The following is a 25,558-nucleotide window of genomic DNA, read 5'->3' on the forward strand; positions in this document are numbered from 1 at the left end:
GGCTTCATTGCAAGCCGCCGTTTATCTTGCTCTGGATCTGGGCGATTGAGTTCATGACGTTGTTGAGGGTGTCCGAGTGCTCGTTGTAGCTGGCTGGATCTGTCAGCAAGCCGAGCAATCCCGCGTTGAACTGAGCTTGCAAGTTGATTGAGGCGCTTAGACAGGTTTCCAGCCGTTCCAGTCGTTCGTTCAGCAAACCTGTCGAGCGTTTCTCCAAGTCGCTGAGCGCCTCGTTGGAACGCACTGAGGCGTCGGTCAATTGTTGCACGCAGTCCAGCAGCTCTCGCTCCAGCGGGCTTAAGTGTTCCATGGATTATTCCTTCATGTCTTTGCAGAGGATGGTTGTTTGAGTGAATTTGCAGCGGGCCAGGGTGCCGTTTGTCAGGTTGAGCAGCAGGTATCCGTTCTGGCTGTCGTCCAGCGCGCTTTGAAGGCTCTTGGCTGTTCGCCATTCCTGATAGCTGGTTGCCCAGAACCAGGTTGCGCCCAGCACCAACAGGAGTGAAAACAATACGGCGAGGGCCAAGAGGAGCGGGGACCATTTCCGCGCCTGATGATAAAGGCCGAGCTGCTTTCTCAAGTGGTTCAGCTCTGCTTCGATCTCGGTCTTGATCGCGCGATGCTGAGCGGCCAAATCGCGCGCGATTGTAGTCTGCGCGTTTTTGAGTATGGCTTTGATATCGGTCTCGAAGCTCTGTGAGGCTAATGCCATCAAGTCGGCGTGGTGCTGTTCGGCGGCTTGCATGTTGGCTTTCAAGCGTTCGCTGAGCAGTGGCTTCTCGGGTCCATCCTTCATGGAAGAGGCTTCCTTTCAAACGCCATCGGGTGTCGGTCTCTGGATCTTTCACCGTGAGGTAGGTCTTGCCTGCACGGGGGATTTCAAAACCTGCGGATTGCAAGGTTTCAATCATTTCTGGGCGGGTCGTGATGCGGCCCGCGACCACAAGCTCGCTGATCCATTCCTGGATCTCTTCGCGGCTTTGCGCTCGTTGCTTGCGTTCGGTTGCAATCTTGGTTTCACGGGCGCGCGACGGATCTTCCGGATCAGCCCAGCCATGCTCTTTGTTGAGCATGTCACGAAGGGCATCCATGGCTTTTAGGTAGCCAGGAGGGGCAATGTTCAGGCTGTTTCCGGTGGTAAGCTCCCGGCGCGGTGTGCAAAAGTGAAGCTCGACGCGGTTCTCATGGGTATGGCGCACCCACAAGACATCGTATTGATCCCGCTCCAATCCGGCAAAGGCCAGGGTTTCAAACCGGTCCATTACTGTGCGCTGCTGTGCTTCGCTGGGCGCGTCGCTCTTGTCGAAGCTTAAAACCCCTGCGCGATAGCTCCATTTGTTGCGGCTGCTGTCGATGAGCAGTTTTGTCCGCTCGGGATCTCCTGCAAGAACCTCCGGCAAAGGATCTCGCTCCTTTGATACCGGCTTGCCAGCCTCATCACGCACCAGATTTCTGTTCTCGTCATAGGCCAGCACCTTGTTGGCCACCAGGTAGTCAACCGGGGCGGAGCCGCCGCCCTGGCCGTTCTTGAAGAACTTAATCAGCATCGCCAGGCTCCTCGCTCTGGTGCCGTGCCAGCAAGGCGCCAAGCTGCCGGTCGATGGCGGTCAGTTCCGTGATGATCTGCAGGCCGTTGAGCTGACGTGCTTCGCCCGCCGAGGTGGCCGTGTTAACGGCGCGGGCAATCTGGTTGAGGTTGGTGCCGATCCGGCTCAGCTCAGCAACCAGGCGCGGGTCCACCTTTGGCGCAGCACGACGCCGGGTCGGCTTGACGAGGCCCAGCGTTGCTCTGAGCAAGGCGGAGATGGTAACGCCCGCCGCCTCAGCTTGCGCCTTCAGCTTTTCTTTTTCCTCTGCCGTACAGCGCAAAACGACCGTCTCTGCGAGCTGGCGTTTGGGCGCCTTGGCGGGGTTCGAAGGGGAGGCTTGCCACCCCTCGCAAGGCTCCATGTCGTATGACATGGGTCGCCTTGCTCTCAACTGATCGCCCATGATCCAACTCCATCGCCTTTGAGGTTTTTGAAGACAACGCGGGAGAGAAACTGCGGCTCGAAGGTCGCCCTTTGGATGAGTTTCCTGAAGCATGCCGCCGCATGGCGAACGTGCGCTTTGTGATCTTCCGGGCACTGGGTGTTCTTGTAGATGATCGAAACAAAGATGGCGGCTGTAACGCGGTTCAAGCGATGACAGGCCTGCGACCAAAGCTCGTCGCTGATGCACAAGTCTCGCCTGAGCAAGTTCGCGGCCTCAATGAAGTTCGCCTGACTGTACCCGCCAAGGAAACGCATGTTCTCACGCATATCCTTGTGAGCGTTCTCAATGCATTGCTGAAAAGAAAACTGCACTGCGTTTTGCCTACAGTTCTGAATAAGTGTTTTTTGATGAGTGTTATATCGTGCGGACGTTTTGTCCGTCCGGGACGGCGCTTTTGTCTGTCCCGTTTCAAAGCCGTCAGCAGACTTGCCCACACCCTGTTTTTTGAAAGACGACAGGAGGGAAGAGAAAGCTTCTATGATCTTTTTGAGCTGCTCAACGGCGCGAACACGCGAGAGGCGGCCAAACGGCAAGACCTCCAGGGCGCGCTCAATTGCCTCAGAAACGCGCAGGGCTCGGATCTCGCTAAAGAGGTGCTTTGCCTCCGCGCGCGCCCTGTCAAGTTCTGCAGATGCAGCCTCTCGCTGCCGGGCGATACGCAGAAGGTCGTGAACTCTGTGATCAATCAGTGGCTGCAGATTGACCCCGGCAGCCCAGATGATGCGCTGCTCACCTGCTTGTTCTCTTTGGCCAGCACGCCGACTTTTGGGTGCGTTTGTCTTTAAAAGCCAACCTGCCTTGGCGAGGCGGTTTTCTGCACGTGTGACCGCCCGCTCATCAAGAAAGAGCTCCTGGGCAATGACTGGCAGCCGTTGCCAAACCGCGCAGATGCGACCTGCACGGAAGTCTTCGTTGCGAACCTTTAGAATGTAATGCTTGATGACCCTGATATCGGTTCCGCTCAAGCCTGCAGCGCTTCCTTGGGCGTCGATCAGTCCCAAAAGGTCAGAGCGCGTGAACTCTTGGGGAAGGCCCCTATGGGTGAGCGTTACGCACATACCGCACCTCCATCAAGAAGGAGCGGCGCGCTGGTTGAAGTTAACCGCGCGATAGGATAGTTTCGAGATGCAATTGCATTCTTAAGCGGTCCGTCGAGCGGGGTGGCAGCCCCCTCGGCGGATTTTTTATGCGCGCCTTCTGGGGTGCTCAAAAAGGGAACAAGCACCGTTTCGCGTACATACTGCGAACAATGCATAAAAACTGCATTTGGTGCGTTGCTGTAAGTTGTTGATTTTAAATAAGAAAAATGGCGCACCCGACAGGATTCGAACCTGTGACCTCTGCCTTCGGAGGGCAGCGCTCTATCCAACTGAGCTACGGGTGCTTGATGTCACGGCACAAGTTGTGCCGGAAGCGTTCTCGTCTTTAACCGATCTGCAGCGACAGAGCAACGCCCCAGTTGCAATAGTTCGCCACAATGTGGATACGCGTTCTTGGACGGGGGGCTCCCGCATTATGTGCGCCTTTCTGCTGCCAAGCGACCTGCATGGCATGAAGTGGTCGTTTGGCGCGGGGGGCGCAGATCGGTTTTGAGCCGTGGCAAGCTCCAGCGCTGAGCGTACACTTATTGAGAGCACATCAATCATGTTCACGCAATTGTTGCATTAAGTTCATTCAAGTGTCGTGGCCGCACCGTAAGGCCTTCCCTTCAACAAGGGGAGTTTACTTATGACCACCAAGATCACGAGACGCAGCTTTCTTGCAACCTCCAGTAGTCTGGCGTTGGGGGCGGCAATCATGCCTTCTTTCGTTATTCGAGCGAATGCAACGCCCAAGGCCGGCGAGTTGGCCATGGTTCCAGCGCCCCACAATCCCAAAGGTGCTTTCGATCGCCTCTTCCTTTTGAAGGGGGATGCACTGGGCGGTCCGATCTCCGCGATTGTCTCTGAAAATGGTGAGCAGGTGCCGGAAGCGGCCTTGAAAGAGGGCGAGCAGCGTGTGCTGCGCCTGCTGCATTTCAATGACATGCACAACCACCTCACCGAGTTTCATGGCAAGCGCGGCGATACGCACCGTTTCTCCCAGATCGTTAAAATGGTGAAAGAAGCTAAGGCGAATGCACAGGAAAACGAGATCGTGTTGTTCCTGTCCGCCGGTGACGATCACACCGGATCCATTTTTGACGAGCTGATGGGCTGGGCACCGGATGAGTTTGTGGTGGATGCCGGTTATCGCGCTTATTCAGAGGCCGGATTGGACATTTCCGTTCTCGGTAACCACGAGTTCGACCGTGGTGCAGAACAGCTCCGCATCGGCCTGGAAAACGACTGCACATTCCCCGTTCTTTCAGCGAATGTGTATGGCTCTGACCACATGAAGCCGAACGAGCACTACGCACCAGCAGCCGTGGCCGAAGTGAAGGGCCTGCGCATCGGCTTCATCGGCCTCACCACAGCCATTGACACCCGCGTCGGTCAGCCAAGCGATCCGAACCTGGCCGTTGCAAGCCCGGTGGATGCCATCAAGAACCTTTATCCGGCCGTAGAAGCGGTCTCAGATGTTGTGGTCATCCTTAGCCACTGCGGCTATGGCAAGGGCCAACACGCAAGTGGTAAAGCAGCCACTGCCCGCACCATCGGTGATGGAGATTTTGCCATCGCAGAGGCCGTTGGTCCGATGATCAAGAAGCCTGCGGTTCTCGTTGGCGGTCACTCCCACATCCTGTTGAACGAAGAGGGGCTGGATCAAGGCAACATGGTCAATGGCTTGTTGCTCACACAGGCGCTTGCCCACGGCAAGTATCTGGGTGACATCTCCATGTCCGTCGCCGCTCACAAGGGACAGGATGGTTGGTTCAACTCTGTCACATTGCACCCAACCAAGAAGCGCGATCAGCGCGTTGGCGCAGATGACCCTAGTTTTGCGAGCTATGAGCAGCCAGCAGACTATGATGTCGCTTTTGAGGATGCTGTTATCGCGCCAATGGTGGCCAAGCTCGATGAAAAGCTGGCAGAGGTGATTGGAACGGTCTCCGACGACACCCTGGTCAACACGAAGCGCACCATTGCGGACCGCTATGTGGGCGAAAGCGCGTTGGCCAACTTCATGAACGACACGCTCATCAAGCAGTCCTCCACGTTCCCTGGTGGCGCGGTTGATTTTGCTCTGTTCAATGCGACCGGCCTTTCTACAGGTATTCATAAGGGGCCTTTGACATTCCGTCAGTGGTTCGATGTGATGCCATATGCAGATGCGGTGCATGTAGCCACCATGACCGGCGCACAAATCCGTGACTTCCTGAACAACAATGCCAAGCGTTTGCTGCGTCCGGAAGAGGTTGAGGGCACCGACCTGACGGGCTTCGTCTCCCGCGGCTTCCTGCATTTCTCCTCTGGCATTCGCTATCAGATCGTGCTTGGCAACAGCGCAGCTGAAGCGAAAGCGGTCAACATCACCCTTCAGGGCAAGCCAATTGAAGAGGTGTTGGATCAGGAGTTTAAAATGGCGTTCAACACCTACATCTCGCTGGGTGGGTTTGGTGAAAGCTGGAACGGCAAGCCGATTGGCGGCGGCGTCGCGGGTGACATCCCAAGCATGGATGTACGCAAGCTGACCTTCAATCACACAGGTCTTGTCTACCGCAACGAGATTATTGCGGCGATCCGGGAGATGAAGTTCATCTCACCTGAAACCGGTGTGCTGCTCGACGAGCGCCTGCGTGTGACAGCCTGATCATCGCTCCCATTGCATGAGATGAAGGCTTACGGGGCGGCTTGATGAGTCGCCCCGAATTTGATTCAATCTTTACCTTGCGCATCCTGCACTTTCCCCGGTGGCCTCACATGCGCACAAGAAATATGACAGCGCGACGACGCACGGGATACAAATTCCGCCGCATTTGAGGGTTAGACAGCGCTCTCTCAGCGGAATCGGGCGGTTCAGCTGGTTTCTATCTCCACCCTTTGTTAACCATGGATGTGGGATGTACGCCCCGCACGCCAACCACTACTTGTTCTGGGGGGCGCAGGGTTCCTCAGATTGCAACAACTGGAAGATGACGCGCGAAATGGTAATGAAGAAGCTGCTGACAGCACTGATTATTTCCGCAGGCCTCATTGCCTCGACCGGGGCGAAAGAGGTGCCGCTCATCTGGGGTGAAAAGCAGGAAATCCAGAGCGTGGTGAAGCAGCTGGACCTGCCGGATGACAAGCGCAATCTGGTGCACATGATCCTTGAGGAAGCCCGAGTGAATGCCCGCCGTATCTATCAGGACGCCGGTGCTGAACTGGGTGAAACCACAAGCGTGATCCAGCGCGTGCAGATTTCGCCGCGCATGGCAGAGCTTGAGCGCGAGATCATGATGGACCTTTCCGCCATCCTGACAGAGGCAGAACTGAGCGAGTTCCGCCGCAGCGCCACCCTTGTCAAACTGCGGGCGAGCCAGCAAAACAGCCGCCAAAACGACGAAACCACAACAGCCGCTGCTCTTTTCGCGCGCTGATCCGGCGAGGGCTACTTGATGCCCGCTCGCATGAAGCTCTGCACGAACTGCCGCTGAAACAGCAAGAACGCGATGAGCAAAGGGCCGGATGTCATCAGCGTAGCCGCGTTGATAACCGACCATTCCACTCCGGAATCAATTGCCGCAAACACCGAAAGCCCCACCGTCACAGGGCGCGTCTCCACTGAATTCGTAATGATCAATGGCCACAGGAAATTATTCCAGTGGTGGCTCACGGACACGAGCCCATAGGCAAGATAGGTCGGTTTGGCGAGCGGGATGTACACCCGCCACAGAACGCCAAGTGGGCTTGCGCCTTCAACGCGCGCGGCCTCGTCCAGCTCCATGGGAATGGTCTTGAATGTTTGGCGCAGCAGAAAAATGCCGAACCCGGACGCCATGTAGGGCAGCCCAATGGCGGCAATGGTATCCACGAGCCCCAGATCGCGAATGGTCTTGTAATTCTCCACGATCAGAATGTCCGGCATCACCAGAAGCTGCAACAGCACCAGCGCGAACAGGAAGTTGGAACCGGGAAAGGTGAAACGGGCAAAGGCATAGGCCGCGAGCGTGCACAGCACGAACTGGCCAATCAAGATCATGCTCACCAAAATCGTGGTGTTGAAGAAGTAGCGCGCAAACGGGGCAGCCGCCCAAGCTTCCTGAAAGTTCTCCAGAGTCACTGGTGCAAACAGCTCAAAGTTCGCTTCATAGGCTGCCGGGTGAAACGCCGTCCAGATAGCATAGAGCAACGGGGCCGCCCACAACAGGGCCAGCGTCCATGCGCCCACGGTGTTGAGCAGGCGGTCATAGTCAAACCGCGGCTTTTCCGCGAGTTCGGCATTGATGTGAGAAAGGGTCTGGCTCATCGGTAGTGCACCTTGCGGTCCATGAAGAAGAACTGGCCGAGGGCGATCAGCGACAACAACACCAGAAGCACCACCGTCAAGGTGGCGGCATAGGCGGTATCCCAGAACTTGAAGGCCACTTCGTAGATGTAAAACAGCAGCAGAGAGGAGGCATTGTCCGGCCCGCCACCAGTCATGGTGAAGATATGGTCCACCATGCGGAACGAGTTGATGACGGCGTTGATAGACACAAACAGCGTGGTCGGCATCAACAGCGGGAAGGTCACCCGCCAGAAGAACGTGCTCCGGCTTGTCCCTTCAATGGCTGCGGCCTCCCGTAAAGACGGTGGGATGGTTTGCAGCGCGGCCAGATAGAAGATCATGAAGAACCCGGCTTCTTTCCAGATCGTCACCACCATCATGCAGATCAGCACCGTCTCCTGAGAACCCAGCCAACTGTTTTCCGGCAAGCCGAAAAAGCCCATGCGGATCTGGTCAATCAACCCGAAACCCGGCGTGTAGAAGAACAGCCATATGTTGGCGACAGCAATCAGCGGCAGCACGGTGGGGGCGAAAAAGGACATGCGCACCAAACTGCGGCCCTTTAGTTTGTCGTTCACCCACAAGGCCATCAGAAGCGATAGGAAGATGGAAGCGGGAATGGTCGCCAGCGCGTACCACAAATTGTTGGTAAGCACCTTCCAGAAGGTGGGGTCGTTGATCAGGTTCTCGTAGTTGGCAAGGCCTACAAACTTGGCCTCGCGTCGCCCACGCGGTGTTGAAAAGAAACTGTTTATGACCGTGGTCACCGCCGGAACATGGGTGAACGCCATCAGCATCACCATGGCAGGGAAAAGCAGCAGCCAGCCATAGATCCATTGCAGGCGTTGGGTCATGGTCAGTGTCCTTGCAAGAGCGCGTGTTCGGGGCAGGGGAACGGAGCCGGCACGTGACCGGCTCCGCAGATGATCAGCGGTATTCGGCGAGAATGCGGTCGGCTTCGGCCTGCGCGTCCTTCAGAGCCTCTTCGGCGCTCTTCGTGCCGGTGATTGCGGCATGCAGGGCGTCATTGAAGATGCGGGTGATGCGCTGGTTCTGGTAGGTGGACAGTTCCGCCACAGCAAACTCCAGCTGCTCGCGGGCCACCAGCGCAGGTGGGAAGTCGGCAACATAAGCCTTCATCTCGTCGGTTTCCCAGGCAGCAGGCGTAGGCGCAACATAGCCGGTTGCCATGGACCACTTGGCAGCCTGCTCAGGCGCGGTGATCCACTTCACGAAATCGACAGAAGCGCGCTTCTGCTCATCGGTGGAATCCTTGAAGATGTAGAAGTTACCGCCACCGGTCGGCGCGCCGCGGCGCTCGTTGGCAGGCAGCATGGCCACACCGAAGTCGAACGGCGCGTTGTCACGCACGTTTGTCAGGTTGCCGGTAGAGGTCCACATCATCGCAGTGTTGCCTTCAAAGAAAGCTTTCGGGGTGGAGCCCCATTCGATGATGCCCGGTGCCATCACTTCGTGCTTGGTGGAAAGGTCCACGAGGTACTGAAGAGCTTCAACAACCTTCGGGTCATCGAAGTTGGTCTTGTTTCCTTCGGAGTTTGCCAGAATGACACCGTTCTGCGTGGTCAGACCCTGGAACAGCCAGTAAGGGAAGCCAGAGGAAGGAATACGCACGCCCCACTGGGTTACGTTGCCGTTGTCGTCTTTCTTAACCAGCTTCTGGCCGAAAGAAACCATTTCTTCCCAGTTGGCTGGTGCCTTTTCCGGGTCAAGGCCCGCTTCCTTGAAGGCTTCCTTGTTCCAGTAAAGAACTGGCGTGGAGCGCTGGAAAGGAATGCCGTAGGTCTTGCCGCCCGTCTGGGAGTTCTCCATGAAAGCCGGGTAGAAAGAGTTCAGCCATGCCTTGTCGTCGTCAGAAGTGGCGATCTCGTCAAACGCAACAATCACGTCTTCATCGATCAGGGTGAACATGTCCACGGACAGGATCACGGAAAGCTGAGGAGGGTTGCCACCGCGCGCCGCTGTCAGGGCCTTGGAAACCGTGTCCTGATAGGAGCCGGCGTAAATCGCGTCGATCTTCACGTCCGGGTGCTGCTCCATGTAGGAGTTGGTCAGCTCTTCAATGGTTTGTGCAGCCTTGCCACCCACTGCAACCGGAAAATAGAACTCCAGATCCACAGCATGTGCGCTTGCAAGCGTGCCAAGGGAAAGGGCAGCGGCAGATGCCGCCATCGTCAAGGACTTGAAAAGGGATTTCATGGATGTATATCCTTTAATTGCCTCTATGTTCGGGGGCATTCCAGTGCGCTTCCCGCCAGTAGGGCGGCGCGCTTTCAAGCCGGATTGAGTTGCAGCTCTTCCGGCTTGATTACGTCCCGGCGTTTGCCGGTTGTTCGGTTGAAGGTCAGGCTCTTGGCGGCATCCCATGTCAGCTTCATGGTGTCTCCCGTCTTCACAGCCTTGCGGCCCGGCACACGGGCCACCAGCTGCGCGCTTCCCACCTTGAATGTTGCAAGGGTATCGGCACCCAGATATTCCGTTGCTTCCACGCGCGCGGCCACGCCGGCCTCATCGCTCAGCTCAATGTCTTCCGGACGAATGCCAAGCAGCGCGTCTTCCGGGGCCTCCGGAAAAAGGTCGGGGCCGCTCAATTCGGCATCGCGCAGGCCATGAAGCTCGGCAATGTTCATGGGCGGTGTCCCAATGAACCGCGCTGTGAACACACTGCCGGGATAGGTGTAGAGCTCATGCGGGCTGGCGGCCTGCTCCACCTCTCCATTGTTCAACAACACCACCTGATCGGCCATGGTAATGGCCTCGGTCTGGTCGTGGGTCACGTAAACCATGGTCAGGCCAAGCTTCTGCTGCAGGGCGCGGATTTCCACCCGCATCTCGTGGCGCAGCTTCGCATCGAGGTTGGAAAGAGGCTCATCCATCAGGCAGATCGGCTTTTGCGAAACGATCGCGCGGCCAAGGGCTACGCGTTGCTGCTGCCCGCCGGAAAGCTGCGAAGGTTTGCGTTCAAGCAGCGCGCTGATCCCAAGGATCTCTGCCGCCCGTTTCAAGCGTTCATCCCGGTCCGCGCGCGAGACACGGCGCACCTTCAAGCCAAACAGGATGTTTTCCGCAACGCTCAGGTGCGGAAACAACGCATAGTTCTGAAAGACCATGGCCAAGTCGCGCTGGGCCGGGGATGCATGGGTAACGTCCTTGCCGCCAATGATGATCTTGCCGGATGTCGCCTGCTCCAGACCAGCAATCAGGCGCAGGGTCGTGGACTTGCCACAGCCGCTCGGCCCCAGAAGTACGGTAAAAGAGCCGCTTGGAATGGACAATGAAATGTCGTTGACGGCGTTCAATCCACCCCAGCTCTTGGTCAGATTGGCGAGTTCAACGCTGGTGGAGCCGGTGTCTTGAAGGGTCATGTCTTCTGATCCGGGTTGCAGATAACGAGCTCTGCGTTGGATTTGGCAATCAGGCGCATAATCGCCTCTGGCGGCTCGCGATCGACGAAGATTTTCGTAACATCCGTGATCCAACCGCCGCGCACATGGGCATGACGGCCAAACTTCGAGTGGTCGAGTACCAGATAGGAGCGACGACAATTGGCAAGGATCGCCTGACGGGCAGACACTTCGTCCTCGTGGAAGTCGAGCAGGGTGCCGTCTGCATCTACGCCCGCCACACCAAAAATGCCGATGTCGAATTTATACCCCTTGAAGAACTCTTCGGCCTTCAGGCCCAGCACATCGCGGTCACCGTGGCGCAGTCGTCCGCCCGCAATCGTCACGTCGGTGACCGGGTTCTTCAAAGCGGCAATCGCCACATTTATGTTGTTGGTGTAGACCTTCAGCCCCTCATGGGTATCCAGAGCCTGTGCCACCATCTCTGGCGTCGTACCAATGGAAAACCCAAGGCTGGCGCCGTCTGGTATTTGCCCGGCGACGACGGAGGCAATGCGCTTTTTAGCGTCCAGATTCAGGATCTTGCGGGCCGTGTAAGCAATGTTGTGCGGCGTCGCAGGTTCGTCCACGCCGCCATGCACGCGGCGCAATAGCCCCAGCTCGCTCAGCCGATTGATATCGCGGCGAATGGTCTGCGTGGTTACGGAGAACTTCTCCGCCAGCAGTTCAACACTCACAAAGCCGCGGGCCTTCACCAGCTTGAGGATCTCGGATTGCCGCGGGCTAATGCTCTGATTGGAGGGTGATAGGTCGCTCAACTCAGTCCACCACATTGTTTTATTCAAATGAACATTGCCGCGCTCATATGAAACTAATGTGATGGTTTGCTGAACTTTTGACTTCCCTTAACGAAAATAGGGAGGTCTGCTTAATCAGGTGAGCTGAGTGAAAAACTTGAGACGCGCCTTGTGCGCTTCAGCGATATGATGCCGTGCGGCCCTGTCTGCACGATCAAGATCACGCTTCACGATCGCGTCTACAATCTCTGCGTGCTCGTCAATCGCTTGACGACGACGGTCGTCGTCCGTCAGCGTGGTGCCAGCCAACAACAGCAGAGACAGCCGCATATGGTCGATCTGCTCAACCAGATACCGGTTGTGCGAGGCAAGGTAAAACCGGCGGTGGAATTCGCGGTTGGTGCGGATCAAACGCTCCGCATCTGCAAGGTGCTCTTTGTCAGAGGCCACCATCTCTTCCAGTATCTCGATCTCCGCACTCGAAGCATGTTGGGCAGCCAAGCGTCCCGCAGTGCCTTCCAGCACTTCACGCAGAAAGTAGAGTTCGCTGATCTGGTTGTGGTCCAGCGTGGGGATCACCATGCCCCGGTTCGGTTCATGAACCGCAAGCCCCTGTGCCTCAAGGCGCTTCAAGCCTTCGCGGATTGGTGTCCGGCTTACGCCAAATTTTTCCGCCAGCTCCGCTTCTCTCAAACGGCTGCCCGGTTTGAGCTCACGTGCTTCAATGGCTTTGATCAGGAGGCGGTAGATTTCCGCCCCGTTTGGAGAGTTGGCAACCACGGTATCTCTACTTTCTCCTAGGGACTTCAGCATGAGTTGCGGATGTAAAGACCCACAGCTCCCTAATTCTTTTAGCAAAATAGCAGGGTACCGCAACGGTCCCTGCTATAAAACATCGTGGTTCTCGTTATGAGTGTGGATTTATGCGCCGCCAGCAGGCCAAGGACCGTGGAAACCGGAGCCTGCCTTGTCTGTACGCTCAAATCCGTGCTGACCGAAGAAGTCACGCTGACCCTGAATGACGTATGCCGCTGTCCGCTTCTGGCGCATCATGTCAAATGAACCCATGGCTGCGGCAAGACCCGGCATTGGAATGCCGGAGAGGATCGCTTTGGAGAGCGTCTCCCGCAGGCCCGGTGCCGCATCTTTCATGCGCTCTGCAATGGTCGGTGCCAGATACAGAGAAGGCAGCTCAGGATTTTCATCATAGGCAGAGGCGATCTCATCCAGAAAGCGGGAACGGATAATGCAGCCTTGACGCCAAATCCGGGCGATCGTGCCCATTGGCAGGTCCCAACCGTTCTCTGTGCCGCCTGCAGCCAAAACCGCAAAGCCTTCTGCATAGGCCGCGATCTTGCCCGCAATCAGCGCGCGCTCGCAGGCATCAATGCCAGCCTGTTTGTCTTCCCAGGACTGCGGCACTTCGTTGTTAGGATAGATCTCGGCGATCTCCTGACGCAGCGCCCGGTTTGCTGAAATGCAGCGCGAGGCGACAGCAGCGTCAATGCCGGTGGCTGGTACGCCAAGCGCATGCGCTTCAACGGCAGACCAGCGGCCGGTGCCCTTTTGGCCCGCCGTATCGAGGATTACTTCCAGAATTGGCTTGCCGCTGTCCTCGTCGATCACGCCCATCACATTGGCGGTGATTTCGATGAGGTAAGAAGCCAGAGGGCCTTCGTTCCACTTCTTGAACACGTCAGCCTGCTCGGCGATGGAAAGCCCAAGGCACTTGGTCAGCACTTCATGCACTTCTGCGATCATCTGCATATCGGCATATTCAATGCCGTTGTGCAGGGTCTTCACAAAGTGGCCAGCGCCCTCTGGTCCCATCAGTGCAGAGCAGGGTTCGCCATCATGCTTGGCGGAAATCGCGTCAAGAATTGGCTGAATGCGGGTATACGCAGCTTCAGATGCGCCCACCATGATGGACGGGCCGTGACGCGCGCCTTCCGCGCCGCCGGAAACACCCATGCCGACAAAGGTGAATGGCGTGTCGGCCAGCTCGCGATAGCGGCGGTTGCTGTCGTGGTAGTCGCTGTTGCCAGCATCAATCAGAATGTCGCTCTCGGAGAGGAATGGCTTCAGCGCTTCAATCTGCTGATCAATCGCTTCGCCCGCTTTCACCATCATGATGATCGGACGCGGGGCCTTAATGGCCTTCACCAGTTCTTCAAGGCTGTAGCACGCGATGAACTGGTCTTTCAGATGAGCCGCATTTTCCATGAAGGCTGTTGTCTTTTCCGGCGTCCGGTTAAACACAGCAACCTTGTATCCATTATCTGCAATGTTCAGGGCCAGGTTGGCACCCATGACCCCCAGTCCGATGAGGCCGATATCCGCCTGTGTCATGTCAGAACTCCTGAAGTTGTTCTTGTCGAGAACCGTTTCTTGCGCGGTTCGGCTTTGTCGCCCCTATGCAGCATTTGCACGCATTAAAACTCTGCCAGTGGCATAGGCAAAAAAATGGGCCTTGCCAAGTGCCAAGACCCATTCTCTCTCATTGATTACCGCAGATTAGCTCCGGGTGGCTGAAAGGACCGCATCTGCTGCGGCCTTGAGTGACTCGGCGCTCTGGCGCAGCTGCGCTTCCTCTTCCGGTGTAATGGAAGGAAACAGCGTGGCCTCAATGCCCTTGGCACCCACAACGCGTGGAATGGAAAGCGCAATGTTCTTCACGCCCACGATTTCCGGGTTCACCATGCTCAGGCCGATCACGGCATGCTCGTTGTGCAAGATCGCTTTTACGATGCGTGTCAGACCAGCGCCGATGCCATAGTTGGTGACGCCCTTCCCTTCGATGATCGAATAGGCCGCGCGCCGCACGCCCACGTCAATCCTGGCTTTGACCTCTTCGGTCAGCGGGCGGCCAATTTGCTCGGCGAATTTATGGGCGCTGGTGTTGCCCGCCTTGGCACCCGACCAGATCAGCACTTCACTGTCGCCATGCTCCCCAAGCACATCCGCATGCACGGAAATGGGGGAAATGCCAAGGTGCTGCCCAAGCAGCGTGCGGAACCGAGCTGTGTCCAAGATAGTGCCAGAGCCGATCACGCGGTGCGCTGGCAGGCCGGAGATTTCCGTTGCAACGCTGGTCATGATGTCCACCGGGTTGGCCGCAATCAGCAGGATCGCATCCGGTGCATACTTCAAGACCTCGGGAATAATGGTGCCAAACACCTGCGCATTACGGGCCAGCAATTCGATGCGGCTCTCGCCGGGCTTCTGGCCAACACCTGCGGCGATAATCACCACCTTGGCGCCCGCCAGTTCCGAGTAATCACCGGCGCGCACCTTCACCGCATGGGAAAACGGGGTCGCATGCCAGATATCTTCCGCTTGGGCGATTGCAAGTTTTGGGTTGTAGTCGACCAGAACCAGTTCATTTCCCACGCCGTTCAGCACAAGCGCGTAGGCCGCCGTACTACCAACAGCGCCAACACCAACAACACCAATTTTCATCACACTCTCCAGAGGGTTCACGAACCTTAAGAACTCTTAGGGTTGGTTCATGGCAATCTGCAACCTTAGTCTAAGCAAAACAGCAGGACGTGACAAATTAGCGCTGACACGAGCCACAGAAAAACGTCGATCTGCCATTTTGCACCACGCGTTCAATGGTGCCGCTACAGTCCGGCTTGCGGCAGGGCTGGCCCTCTTGATCATAAACGGCAAAGCTGTGCTGGAAATAGCCAAGAGAGCCGTCGGTTTGAACGTGGTCTTTAAGCGTCGAGCCGCCCGCTTCTATGGCCTCTGCCAGCACGTCGCGAATGCAGGTCGCTAAAAGGTCCCGCTTTTCTTTTTTCTTGGCACCGCGCCCGCTGATGCTGCCCGCTGCAGCAGATGGGTTCAGCCCGGCTCGCCACAACGCCTCGCAAACATAGATGTTGCCAAGGCCTGCAATGAACTTCTGGTTCAACAGCGCAGCCTTGAAGCTGGTCTTCTTGCCCTCAAAGATGTGGCCGAGATAGGCGCCGTCCAGCTGGTTGCCGAGGGGCTCGATCCCCATTTGCGCAAACAGCTTGTGCTCGTGCAGGCCCCGTCGCTCAATCAGATCCATGAAGCCAAAGCGGCGCGGGTCATTGTAAACCACCCGGGCGTGGGCCCCGCTTTGCTCATTGTTCAGATGAAACACCACGTGATCATGCTGGGGCAGCTTGGAGGCCGGGTAGTAGGTGTCGGCCAGCGGCGCGCCGTTTTCCGATACATCGATGCGGAACGAGCCGGACATGCCCAGATGCATGACAAGCACATCACCGCTTTCCATGTCACCCATCAGGTATTTCGCCCGGCGTCCAAGGCTGGTCATGCGCACGCCGGTCAGGCGTTCAACAAACTTGTCGGGAAACGGAAAGCGCAAGTCAGGCCGGTTCTGTTCAATCCGCGTTATGATTGATCCCTCAAAATGGGGCGCGAGGCCACGGCGAACCGTTTCCACCTCTGGTAATTCAGGCATGGTTGATCCAAGTAATGAGTGGACGCATGCTCCGGTTGATACCGTTGCATATCTGAGCCGCAACAATAGCGCTCCGGAATATCCTGTACTATGGTCCGCAGCGAATTGGAGAAAAATTGGAAAAAATGGCGCGCGATACTTCTTCTACAGCTCGCAGTTCTGTGAGCGATCCCGCAGAAATGGCCACCAGCTTCGGTTTTACCACCGTCAAGGAAGGTGAGAAGCAAGACCTCGTGGATGACGTTTTCCACAAGGTGGCCACCCGCTACGACCTCATGAATGATCTGATGTCCGGCGGCATGCACCGGTTGTGGAAGGATGCCATGATCTCCGCGCTCAACCCACCCACCCACGGCGCCCGCCCTTGGCGGTTGCTCGACGTGGCTGGCGGCACGGGCGACATCGCGACACGGGTTGTCGAGCGCTCGGGTAAAACGGCCTCCGCCATCGTCTGCGACATCAATGGCTCCATGCTGGGTGTCGGCAAGGAACGCGCCGCGAAGGCCGGGCTGTCAGAGCACATAGAGTTTGTTCAGGGCAACGCAGAAGACCTGCCGTTCCCGGACAATCATTTTGACGCCTACACCATCGCCTTTGGAATTCGCAACGTGCCGCAGATCGAGAAAGCACTGCAGCAGGCCCATCGCGTTTTGAAGCGCGGCGGCCGCTTCATGTGCCTTGAGTTCTCGCAGGTGGATGTGCCCGCCCTCGACAAGGTCTACGACCTGTTTTCGTTTCACGCGATCCCGAAAATGGGCGCGATGGTCACGGGCGATGGCGATCCTTACGCCTATCTGGTCGAATCGATCCGCAAGTTCCCGAACCAGGAACGCTTTGCCGAGATGATCCGCCGCGCCGGGTTCCAGCGTGTCACCTACCGCAACTACACAGGTGGCATTGCCGCTCTGCACTCTGGCTGGAAACTGTAACCGAATATGCTCAAATCCATTCTGCCGTTTTTCCGTCTGGTCATTGCAGGCTTCGTCATGGCGCGCGAAGGGGTGTTCGGCCTCGCATCGCTGCCAGACACGCCGCCCGCCGCGCGTCTTGCACTTCGCATCATTCGTCTCGTCGAGCGGCGCGGCGTTCAGAAGAAGGACGCAGCGGCCCGCCTGACAGACGCGCTGAACCGCCTTGGGCCCTCTTACATCAAGCTCGGTCAGTTTCTCGCGACCCGGCCGGATGTGGTAGGTCGTGAGGCGGCAAAGGAGCTGTCTTCGCTCCAAGACAATGTGCCTGCTTTCGACACCAATCATGCGCGCGCAACCATCGAAGACCAGTTCGGCGTGAAGGTTGAAGAACTCTTTGAGGAATTTGGCGAACCGATCGCGGCAGCGTCCATCGCACAGGTTCACACGGCGCAAATTCGCACGCCCTCCGGGGAGCTTGAGAAGGTCGCCGTCAAGGTGCTGCGCCCGGGCGTTGAGCGCCGCTTCCAGCGCGATCTTCAAAGCTTTTATTTGGCGGCTAATTTTGTCGAGCGCTTTGTGCCTGCCAGCCGCCGCCTGCGCCCGCTTGCCGTGGTCGACACACTGGCCCGCAGCGTCGCGGTCGAGATGGACTTCCGCATGGAAGCCGCCGCGCTCTCCGAGATGGCGGAGAACATCAAGGAAGATCCGAACTTCAAGGTGCCTCAGGTCAACTGGCCCCGCACGTCCCGCTCCATTCTCACCATGGAATGGATCGACGGCATCAAGCTGACCAATCTGGAAGCGGTTGAAAACTCAGGTCACAACCTGCCAGAGCTTGGCAACCACGTCATTCAGAGCTTCTTGCGTCACGCACTGCGCGACGGCTTCTTCCACGCCGACATGCATCAGGGCAATCTGTTCGTTCAGGACAACGGCACCCTCGTTGCCGTGGACCTTGGAATTACCGGGCGGCTCGATGTGGCCGAGCGCCGCTTCCTTGCCGAAATTCTCTATGGTTTCATCACCCGCGACTACCGCCGTGTTGCCGAGGTTCATTTCGAAGCAGGGTATGTCCCGTCAAATCAGGATGTGGATGTGTTCGCGCAGGCGATCCGCGCCATCGGTGAGCCCATTCACGGGCATGACGCCAGTGAAATCTCCATGGCGCGTCTGCTCACACAGCTGTTCGAAGTGACTGAGCTGTTCGACATGCACACCCAGCCTCAGCTGATCATGCTGCAAAAGAACATGGTCGTGGTGGAGGGCGTGGCCCGCACGCTGAACCCGCATCTGGACATGTGGCGCACGGCAGACCCTGTGGTGCGCACCTGGATTCAGAGCAACCTCGGACCTGGCGGCAAGATTTCAGACCTGGCATCCAGCATTGGCGTGCTCAGCCGCATGGCAACAAGTTTGCCGATCCTTGCCGATCGCGCCGCGCGCCTCTCTGGAGATCTGGAGTCCATGGCCCATCACGGCCTGCGCTTTGACGAAAAGACCGCAGAGGCCATCGGCAAGGCAGAGGCGCGTCACAGCCGTTCCGGGCGCTGGGCGCTCTGGGTCATCGCGGCATCTTTGGCCGCACTGGCGTACTCGCAGATCGTGTGAGTCGGTCAAAAACCTATCTAAACTCAAGGCTGAGATGGGAAGGGCAGCATTCTGCAGCGCTTCACCTGCTCAGCCTTTTGTTTGTTCAGAAAAAACAAAGCTCTCCCAGCGGTTTGTGCAGTGCGTGAACCTGTTTCATCCACTCCCCGACAATTTTAATTATGAATTGTAAGCGGGTTTAAAAAGCCGAAAACCTGATAGAACTGGTGTATTCATAAGTTGCCTTAGCGGAAGCAATGTGAATAAACTATTCTGATAAGCGCTGCGTGGAGAGAGACAGTGTCAGACCACTCAGAATTGGGAACACGAGGAAGATTGTTGGACAGTGCGGAACGCCTGTTGGCCGAAAAAGGGCTAGCAAGCACATCCGTGCGCATGATCACGGAGCATGCGGGTGCCAACGTCGCTGCTGTAAATTATCATTTCGGCAGCAAGGAAGATCTTGTTCGTGCGGTCCTGAAACGTCGCCTCCGGGACATTGACGACATGCGCATCCAGCGCCTTGACGCATTGGAAGTGGGTGGTCGTAAGCCGTCGCAGGAAGAGGTCGTGCGTGCTTTTCTCGAGCCTCTCATCGTGCAGGGCATCTCAAGAGAGACGGGGCGTCTTGTGCCATTCGTGGTGTTGATCCGGCAGGTCTTGTCAGACCCTGAAGCTGGTCAGAAGATCATGAAGAGCTGGGAACCTTCCACCGTGATGGCCCGCACGTCGCAGGCCTTGGCCCGCGCTTTGGGCACGGAAACACCGTCCGGGCCGCGGGCGCAACTTCTCATGATGCTCATGCATAGTGCAGCGCTTGAAGCGCTCTATGTCATCACCGGGGCTGGCAACATGCCCTACGAACAGACCATGGATAGTGACGAGGTGGTCGAAAGCACCATTCGTTATGTCACCAGCGGTGTTGGTGCCTTCTTCCAGGAACAGGACGTGTTGGAAGACGCTTGATTTCCTTGAGAAAACGAGGCTATGGCGCTCCGGCGTTTTCAACCGCATCCAAAAGCTCAGAACGGTGTCACCCGTCGCAGGGTCAAGTTGAGCCGGCCGCCGGCGCTAAGCAAGGGTGAGCTTCCCCACATCACTTTGGATATGCCGTGGTAGCACAGCCGCGCCGCGCCTCCGAACACGATCACGTCGCCAGAAGTCAGGGTGATGGATTGTGTCTTGCCACCTCGTGTGGTCTGGCCTACGCGAAAAAGCGCCGTGTCGCCGAGGCTCACGGAAACCACAGGTGCCTCAAAAGTGCTTTCATCCCTGTCTTGATGAAGGCCCATCTTGGCTCCTTCTCCGTAGAAGTTGACAAGGCATGCCTCCGGGGGCGCAAAGCACTCAGCGACATCTTCCCAAAGCTTCAGCATGATCTCCGGCATGGGCGGCCACGGCGCGCCCGTTGTCGGGTGTTCCCGCTGATAGCGGTAGCCGGCCCGGTCCGAAACCCAGCCGAGAGAGCCGCAATTGGTCATCTGCACTGAAAAAGGTGTCCCTGTGCGCGGCATCACGGGTTGAAACAGCGGTGCTTGCTTCACAACATCCCGCAGCAGCGCCACCATAGCCCTTTGATCTGAAGCGTCAAAGTAGCCGGGGAAGTAGCGAAAGCCCTCTGGCAATGTGGTTGGCAGTTCAAGCAAAGCGGTGCCTCAAGTCCTTTCTCGCAAGGCCATTATAACGCGTAAAAGCTGCCTGATGAATGCAATTGCACCATTTGGCTTGCAACCTGCAACGCAAGGGGTGCTTAATGGCCTCAGCCACCAGCCAGTAAAGAGGGTGTCCAGCACATGGATATGCTACCGCCGCTCATCATCACAATCCTGAATGTATTTGCCGCCTGCTTTGCGCTTCTGCTTGTGATTGTCGTGGGCACACTTGTGACCCTGTACATTCTGGACCGCCGTCAGCATGCCGATGCCATCCGTCACAACTTCCCCGTCGTTGGGCGTTTCCGTGGCCTCTTCACTTACTTGGGCGAGTTTTTCCGCCAGTACTTTTTCGCCATGGACCGGGAGGAAATGCCGTTCAATCGAGCGGAGCGGAATTGGGTCGACAATGCGTCCGAGGGGCGAGACAACACGCAGGCCTTCGGCTCCACAAAGAACCTTCGCGAGCCCGGCACCGCCATTTTTGTGAATACGCCCTTTGCCAAGCTCGAGCGCGAGTATTCAAATCCCGAAACCCTGCGTATCGGCCCCTATGTGGCTCAACCCTATGACCCGCCGAGCTTTTTCAATATCTCCGGCATGAGCTATGGCGCGTTGTCCCGTCCAGCCGTCCTTGCGCTCTCCAAAGGGGCCAAGCTTGCGGGCTGTTGGATGAACACGGGCGAAGGCGGTTTGTCCCCCTACCATCTGGAGGGTGGCGCAGACATCGTCTTTCAAATCGGCACCGCGAAATACGGTGTTCGCACTTTGGAGGGCGAGCTTGACGAAGCGAAGCTGCGGCAGATCACCGAATACCCGCAGGTGAAGATGGTGGAGATCAAGCTCTCCCAAGGGGCCAAGCCGGGCAAGGGCGGCATGCTGCCCGCAGAAAAGGTCACCGCCGAGATAGCCAAGATCCGCGGCATTCCAGAAGGAACGCCGTCTTATTCGCCCAATCGGCATTTGGAAATCGGCAATGTGCCAGAGCTTCTCGATTTTATTGATCGCGTGCGTGGCATTGCTGGAAAACCGGTCGGCATCAAGCTGGTGGTCGGCACAACGGAATGGCTCCATGACCTGTGCGCCGAGATCAACAAACGCGGAATTGAAACGGCACCGGACTTCATCACCATTGACTCCGCAGATGGTGGCACCGGCGCTGCGCCCATGCCCTTGATGGACAATGTAGGCCTCACCATTCGGGAATCGCTTCCCATCGTGGACGACATTCTGCGGCTTCACGGGCTGCGTGGGCGCACCAGGCTCATTGTGTCTGGCAAGCTGGTCACGCCTTCTGCGGTCGCTCTGGCGCTGTGCGGCGGGGCTGACTTCACGGTTTCCGCCCGCGGCTTCATGTTCGCGCTGGGGTGCATTCAGGCGCTCAAGTGTAACCGCAATACATGTCCCACTGGCATTACCACCCATAATCCAGCCTTGCAGGAGGGACTGGATCCGGCAGACAAGAGCGTCCGCGTCGCACGGTACTGCGAGTCCTTGCGCAAGGAAGTGGAGATGATTGCACATTCCTGCGGCGTCGATGACGCGCGCAGATTGTCACGAGAACATGTGCGTGTGGTGCAGGCCAATGGCCTGTCCGTTCCTCTGGACACCTTATACCCCCATTCTCAAGTAGGAGTCTGATGCGTTTTCCAAAGAAAATGTGAATTACCTGAGGGTGGTAACGTTCACATAACGGATGAACCAGTTATATCCCGGTCCAGCACTTGCGACGTAAAAAGACCCCTCTTATATACCCTGAGACGTTTCGATCTGTCAGATCGCGGGTCTAACTTTTGTAAGTGGGGACCGGCTGCCGCATGCAACGCAGCTTAGTCCGAACGCCTTATGGGTTCGGTCGGTCTGCCGAAAGGAGAGTAAAATATGGCAAAGGTCATTGGTATCGACCTCGGCACGACAAATTCGTGCGTATCCGTAATGGACGGTAAGAACGCGAAGGTGATTGAGAACGCCGAAGGCGCGCGCACCACACCTTCCATGGTTGCATTCACCGACGATGGTGAGCGCCTCGTAGGTCAACCAGCAAAGCGTCAGGCAGTTACAAACCCAACAGACACTCTGTTTGCGGTAAAGCGCCTCATCGGTCGTCGCTATGACGATCCGACAGTAGCTAAAGATAAGGACCTCGTACCTTACAAGATCGTCAAGGCCAATAACGGTGACGCTTGGGTCGAGGCAGAAGGCAAGGACTACTCCCCTTCCCAGGTATCTGCTTTCATTCTTCAGAAGATGAAGGAAACTGCAGAATCTTACCTCGGCGAAACGGTTGAGCAGGCTGTCATCACCGTACCGGCATACTTCAACGATGCGCAGCGCCAGGCAACCAAGGATGCCGGCAAGATCGCGGGTCTGGAAGTGCTGCGTATCATCAACGAGCCAACCGCTGCGGCGCTGGCTTACGGCATGGACAAGGATGACGGCAAGACCATCGCGGTTTATGACCTTGGTGGCGGTACGTTCGACGTGTCCATTCTGGAAATCGGCGATGGCGTCTTCGAAGTGAAGTCCACCAACGGTGACACCTTCCTCGGTGGTGAAGACTTCGACATGCGTCTCGTTGACTATCTGGCCGAAGAATTCAAGAAAGAGCAGGGCATTGACCTCAAGCAGGACAAGCTGGCTCTGCAGCGTTTGAAGGAAGCCGCGGAAAAGGCCAAGATCGAGCTGTCCTCCGCTTCTCAGACCGAGATCAACCTGCCGTTCATCACCGCAGACCAGACAGGTCCAAAGCACCTGACACTGAAGCTGACACGTGCCAAGTTCGAGCAGCTGGTGGATGACCTTGTTCAGCGCACCGTTGAGCCAATGAAGGCAGCCTTGAAAGACGCAGGTCTTGCAGCAGGTCAGATCGACGAGATCGTTCTCGTTGGTGGTATGACCCGTATGCCTAAGGTTCAGGAAGTGGTGAAGAACTTCTTCGGCAAGGATCCGCACAAGGGCGTGAACCCGGACGAAGTTGTGGCCATGGGCGCTGCCATTCAGGCTGGTGTTCTGCAGGGCGACGTGAAGGACGTTCTTCTTCTCGACGTGACCCCGCTGTCCCTCGGCATTGAAACCCTCGGCGGCGTGTTCACCCGTCTGATTGATCGGAACACAACCATTCCGACCAAGAAGAGCCAGGTGTTCTCCACCGCAGAAGACAATCAGACCGCTGTGACCATTCGTGTGTTCCAGGGTGAGCGCGAAATGGCTGCGGACAACAAGATCCTCGGCCAGTTCGATCTGGTCGGCATTCCGCCAGCACCGCGCGGCGTGCCACAGGTTGAAGTGACCTTCGACATCGACGCCAACGGCATCGTGAACGTGTCCGCAAAGGACAAGGGCACCGGCAAGGAACAGCAGATCCGCATTCAGGCTTCTGGTGGTCTCTCCGATGCTGACATCGATCAGATGGTCAAGGACGCTGAAGCTCACGCTGACGAAGACAAGAAGCGTAAGGAACTGGTCGAAGCCAAGAACCAGGGCGAAGCTCTGTACCACTCCACCGAGAAGTCTCTCAAGGAGTATGGTGACAAGGTTTCTGCCGATGACAAGTCCGCAATCGAAAACGCCCTAGCAGCTTTGAAGACTGCAATGGAAGGCGAAGACCTTGAGGACATTCAGGCCAAGACCCAGGCGCTGGCAGAAGTTTCCATGAAGCTCGGCGAAGCCATGTATCAGGCTTCTCAGGCTGAAGAGGAAGCTGCGAGCGAAGGCGATGACGGTGACGTCCAGAAGCCTGTAGATGATGTGGTTGACGCTGACTTCGAAGAAGTCAAGGACGACGACAAGAAGTCTAACTGATAAAGACGAGCGCGCCCCGTTAGAGTTTCTCTGGCGGGGCGCATCCTATCAGGGCTTCTAGATGCGCCCTGAAGAATTACGAGTATGACTGTCTGGTTGGGTATTGCCAGCGCGCAGGCACTCAGGTCATCTGGTTCATTCGGGAATGATGACCGCTAGAGGGGGCTTGCACTCGCATGGCGCGTTTGCCATATGCGTCCAAAGAGATGTGACCCAACGGGCGAAAGTTTAGTCCGTCACACAGCGGATACTTGAAGATTGACCGGGGCAGTTTCCCCGAAACCACGAGCAGTTATTGGCGCAGGCGGAATGCCGCCTGAAAATGCCGCAGTCGAACTGGGTGCAGACGTTTGGTTCGAGCTGGTTCTTGGTGTGTGTGCCAAACCCTGCTGCAGTGTTGGAGCGAAATTTAGAAATGTCGAAACGGGACTACTATGAGGTGCTCGGCGTATCGCGGGAGGTAGACGAAAAGGCCCTCAAGAGCGCCTATCGCAAGCTGGCGATGAAGTACCACCCCGATCGCAATCCGGGTGATGAAGAGGCTGAAGCCAAGTTCAAGGAAGTCAGCGAAGCCTACGACACCTTGAAAGACGCCCAGAAACGCGCGGCCTACGATCGTTACGGCCATGCAGCGTTTGAAAACGGCGGCTTTGGTGGTGGCGCTGGCGCGCACGGCGCAGACTTCGCTTCTGCCATGTCGGACATCTTCGACGAGTTCTTTGGCGGTGGCGGCGGACGTCGCGGCCCGGGCCGGGAGCGCGGCGCGGATCTGCGCTACAATCTCGACATCACGCTGGAAGAAGCTTACACGGGTAAGGAAGTCGAAATTGAGGTGCCAACCTCAATCACGTGCGACAACTGTTCCGGTTCGGGCGCAAAGCCCGGCACCCAGCCCAGCACCTGTACCACCTGCGGCGGCGTTGGCCGTGTGCGCGCGGCTCAGGGCTTCTTCACCATGGAACGTACCTGCCCAAGCTGTCAGGGGCGCGGTGAAATCATCACCGATCCTTGTGAAAAGTGTGGCGGTACCGGGCGCACGACCCAGAACCGTACCCTGTCCGTGAACATCCCGGCGGGCATCGAAGACGGCACCCGCATCCGCCTTGGCGGTGAGGGAGAGGCAGGCTTGCGCGGCGGGCCGGCGGGGGATCTTTACATCTTCCTGTCCATCCGGCCCCATGAGTTCTTCCAGCGCGATGGCGCGGATATCTTCTGCCGCGTGCCGATTTCCATGACAACCGCAGCCCTCGGCGGCCAGTTTGAGGTGCCAAGCCTCGATGGCTCCACCGCGCGTGTGAAGGTGCCGGAAAGCACCCAGACGGGCAAACAGTTCCGTCTGCGCAGCAAGGGCATGCCGGTCATGCGCTCGCATCAGCATGGCGACATGTACATTCAGGTGGTGGTGGAAACCCCATCCAAGCTGACAAAGCGTCAGCGCGAGCTGCTGCAGGAGTTTGAAAGCGAGTCCTCAGGCGAGAACCATCCAGAGTCGACGGGCTTCTTTGCCCGCGCAAAGGAGTTCCTCGAAAATCTGAAGGGCTGATCCGGCAGGGCTTGTAATATCTTACAG

Annotated in this window: 23 protein-coding genes, 1 tRNA gene and 1 pseudogene; 9 read left to right on the top strand and 16 right to left on the bottom strand. The window is 57.3% G+C overall.

The window, feature by feature from the left end; all coding sequences use genetic code 11:
- Nucleotides 1–4: 4 nt before the first annotated feature.
- Together Q3Y58_RS00260 and Q3Y58_RS00265 are read right to left on the bottom strand one after the other, a co-directional pair.
- Complete coding sequence (locus Q3Y58_RS00260) at nt 5–310, bottom strand: hypothetical protein (protein ID WP_028480059.1); 306 nt, start codon at nt 308–310, stop codon at nt 5–7.
- Between the two features lie 3 nt (nt 311–313).
- Nucleotides 314–796: a hypothetical protein gene (locus Q3Y58_RS00265; protein WP_319620541.1), complete on the bottom strand. Its 483-nt coding sequence runs from the start codon at nt 794–796 to the stop codon at nt 314–316.
- Here Q3Y58_RS00265 and Q3Y58_RS00270 point away from each other — a divergent pair.
- Nucleotides 795–1,100, top strand: coding sequence for a hypothetical protein (locus Q3Y58_RS00270; RefSeq protein ID WP_319620542.1), 306 nt, complete (start codon nt 795–797; stop codon nt 1,098–1,100). The genes Q3Y58_RS00265 and Q3Y58_RS00270 overlap by 2 nt on opposite strands.
- 9 nt (nt 1,101–1,109) lie before the next feature.
- On the opposite strand, the pseudogene Q3Y58_RS19470 reads toward Q3Y58_RS00270, so the two are convergent.
- The 4 genes and pseudogenes from Q3Y58_RS19470 to Q3Y58_RS00285 all read right to left on the bottom strand — a co-directional run.
- Nucleotides 1,110–1,547 (bottom strand): annotated as a pseudogene (locus tag Q3Y58_RS19470) (relaxase/mobilization nuclease domain-containing protein); the annotation flags it as partial.
- Nucleotides 1,537–1,962, bottom strand: coding sequence for a plasmid mobilization protein (locus tag Q3Y58_RS00275; protein ID WP_319620543.1), 426 nt, complete (start codon nt 1,960–1,962; stop codon nt 1,537–1,539). The gene Q3Y58_RS00275 and the pseudogene Q3Y58_RS19470, both read right to left, overlap by 11 nt.
- Before the next feature lie 14 nt (nt 1,963–1,976).
- Nucleotides 1,977–3,092, bottom strand: a complete 1,116-nt coding sequence (gene repC, locus Q3Y58_RS00280) for a replication initiation protein RepC (protein ID WP_319620544.1) — start codon at nt 3,090–3,092, stop codon at nt 1,977–1,979.
- Between the two features lie 249 nt (nt 3,093–3,341).
- Nucleotides 3,342–3,418 (bottom strand) — tRNA-Arg (locus Q3Y58_RS00285).
- Between the two features lie 344 nt (nt 3,419–3,762).
- Here Q3Y58_RS00285 and Q3Y58_RS00290 point away from each other — a divergent pair.
- Both Q3Y58_RS00290 and Q3Y58_RS00295 read left to right on the top strand, forming a co-directional pair.
- Entirely contained in the window at nt 3,763–5,766 is a 2,004-nt protein-coding gene (locus tag Q3Y58_RS00290) for a bifunctional metallophosphatase/5'-nucleotidase (protein WP_319620545.1), read from the top strand.
- 250 nt (nt 5,767–6,016) lie between these two features.
- On the top strand, nt 6,017–6,535 hold the full coding sequence (locus Q3Y58_RS00295) for a hypothetical protein (RefSeq protein ID WP_319620547.1): 519 nt from the start codon (nt 6,017–6,019) through the stop codon (nt 6,533–6,535).
- Between the two features lie 11 nt (nt 6,536–6,546).
- On the opposite strand, the gene Q3Y58_RS00300 is transcribed toward Q3Y58_RS00295, so the two are convergent.
- From Q3Y58_RS00300 to mutM, 9 genes are all read right to left on the bottom strand, one after another.
- Complete coding sequence (locus tag Q3Y58_RS00300; protein WP_319620548.1) at nt 6,547–7,404, bottom strand: carbohydrate ABC transporter permease; 858 nt, start codon at nt 7,402–7,404, stop codon at nt 6,547–6,549.
- Entirely contained in the window at nt 7,401–8,279 is an 879-nt protein-coding gene (locus Q3Y58_RS00305) for a carbohydrate ABC transporter permease (protein ID WP_319620549.1), read from the bottom strand. Before Q3Y58_RS00305 ends, Q3Y58_RS00300 begins: the two co-directional genes overlap by 4 nt.
- A gap of 73 nt (nt 8,280–8,352) precedes the next feature.
- A complete protein-coding gene (locus Q3Y58_RS00310; RefSeq protein WP_319620550.1) occupies nt 8,353–9,642 on the bottom strand; it encodes an ABC transporter substrate-binding protein in 1,290 nt (429 codons plus the stop codon).
- Nucleotides 9,643–9,716: 74 nt separating this feature from the next.
- On the bottom strand, nt 9,717–10,808 hold the full coding sequence (locus tag Q3Y58_RS00315) for an ABC transporter ATP-binding protein (RefSeq protein WP_319620551.1): 1,092 nt from the start codon (nt 10,806–10,808) through the stop codon (nt 9,717–9,719).
- Complete coding sequence (locus Q3Y58_RS00320) at nt 10,805–11,605, bottom strand: DeoR/GlpR family DNA-binding transcription regulator (protein WP_274217790.1); 801 nt, start codon at nt 11,603–11,605, stop codon at nt 10,805–10,807. The genes Q3Y58_RS00315 and Q3Y58_RS00320 overlap by 4 nt, the downstream gene beginning before the upstream one ends.
- A 114-nt stretch (nt 11,606–11,719) precedes the next feature.
- Entirely contained in the window at nt 11,720–12,364 is a 645-nt protein-coding gene (locus Q3Y58_RS00325) for a GntR family transcriptional regulator (RefSeq protein ID WP_274217791.1), read from the bottom strand.
- A gap of 141 nt (nt 12,365–12,505) precedes the next feature.
- Nucleotides 12,506–13,933 carry an NADP-dependent phosphogluconate dehydrogenase gene (gndA, locus tag Q3Y58_RS00330; RefSeq protein WP_319620552.1) on the bottom strand — a complete coding sequence of 476 codons (1,428 nt, stop codon included), beginning with the start codon at nt 13,931–13,933 and terminating at the stop codon, nt 12,506–12,508.
- Nucleotides 13,934–14,098: 165 nt separating this feature from the next.
- On the bottom strand, nt 14,099–15,043 hold the full coding sequence (locus Q3Y58_RS00335; RefSeq protein ID WP_319620553.1) for an L-lactate dehydrogenase: 945 nt from the start codon (nt 15,041–15,043) through the stop codon (nt 14,099–14,101).
- A 97-nt stretch (nt 15,044–15,140) separates the two neighbouring features.
- On the bottom strand, nt 15,141–16,037 hold the full coding sequence (gene mutM / locus Q3Y58_RS00340; RefSeq protein ID WP_274217794.1) for a bifunctional DNA-formamidopyrimidine glycosylase/DNA-(apurinic or apyrimidinic site) lyase: 897 nt from the start codon (nt 16,035–16,037) through the stop codon (nt 15,141–15,143).
- Between the two features lie 125 nt (nt 16,038–16,162).
- Between mutM and ubiE the strand changes: the two genes are divergently transcribed.
- The 3 genes from ubiE (at nt 16,163) to Q3Y58_RS00355 (ending at nt 19,501) form a co-directional block, all read left to right on the top strand.
- Entirely contained in the window at nt 16,163–16,966 is an 804-nt protein-coding gene (gene ubiE, locus Q3Y58_RS00345; protein ID WP_319620554.1) for a bifunctional demethylmenaquinone methyltransferase/2-methoxy-6-polyprenyl-1,4-benzoquinol methylase UbiE, read from the top strand.
- Nucleotides 16,967–16,972: 6 nt separating this feature from the next.
- A complete protein-coding gene (gene ubiB / locus Q3Y58_RS00350) occupies nt 16,973–18,556 on the top strand; it encodes a 2-polyprenylphenol 6-hydroxylase (RefSeq protein WP_274217796.1) in 1,584 nt (527 codons plus the stop codon).
- A 279-nt stretch (nt 18,557–18,835) separates the two neighbouring features.
- Nucleotides 18,836–19,501 (top strand): TetR/AcrR family transcriptional regulator, encoded by a 666-nt coding sequence (locus Q3Y58_RS00355; protein WP_274217797.1) that lies wholly within the window; start codon nt 18,836–18,838, stop codon nt 19,499–19,501.
- Between the two features lie 56 nt (nt 19,502–19,557).
- Here Q3Y58_RS00355 and Q3Y58_RS00360 read toward each other — a convergent pair whose 3' ends face one another.
- Nucleotides 19,558–20,181, bottom strand: coding sequence for an alpha-ketoglutarate-dependent dioxygenase AlkB family protein (locus Q3Y58_RS00360; RefSeq protein ID WP_413697767.1), 624 nt, complete (start codon nt 20,179–20,181; stop codon nt 19,558–19,560).
- Between the two features lie 147 nt (nt 20,182–20,328).
- Between Q3Y58_RS00360 and Q3Y58_RS00365 the strand changes: the two genes are divergently transcribed.
- The 3 genes from Q3Y58_RS00365 (at nt 20,329) to dnaJ (ending at nt 25,531) form a co-directional block, all read left to right on the top strand.
- Nucleotides 20,329–21,828 carry an FMN-binding glutamate synthase family protein gene (locus Q3Y58_RS00365; RefSeq protein ID WP_319620557.1) on the top strand — a complete coding sequence of 500 codons (1,500 nt, stop codon included), beginning with the start codon at nt 20,329–20,331 and terminating at the stop codon, nt 21,826–21,828.
- A 240-nt stretch (nt 21,829–22,068) separates the two neighbouring features.
- Nucleotides 22,069–23,988, top strand: a complete 1,920-nt coding sequence (gene dnaK / locus Q3Y58_RS00370) for a molecular chaperone DnaK (RefSeq protein ID WP_319620558.1) — start codon at nt 22,069–22,071, stop codon at nt 23,986–23,988.
- A gap of 415 nt (nt 23,989–24,403) precedes the next feature.
- Complete coding sequence (gene dnaJ / locus Q3Y58_RS00375) at nt 24,404–25,531, top strand: molecular chaperone DnaJ (protein WP_274217800.1); 1,128 nt, start codon at nt 24,404–24,406, stop codon at nt 25,529–25,531.
- Nucleotides 25,532–25,558: the final 27 nt, after the last annotated feature.

This window comes from Nesiotobacter zosterae (assembly GCF_033843645.1).
Classification (GTDB): Bacteria; Pseudomonadota; Alphaproteobacteria; order Rhizobiales; family Stappiaceae; genus Pseudovibrio; species Pseudovibrio zosterae.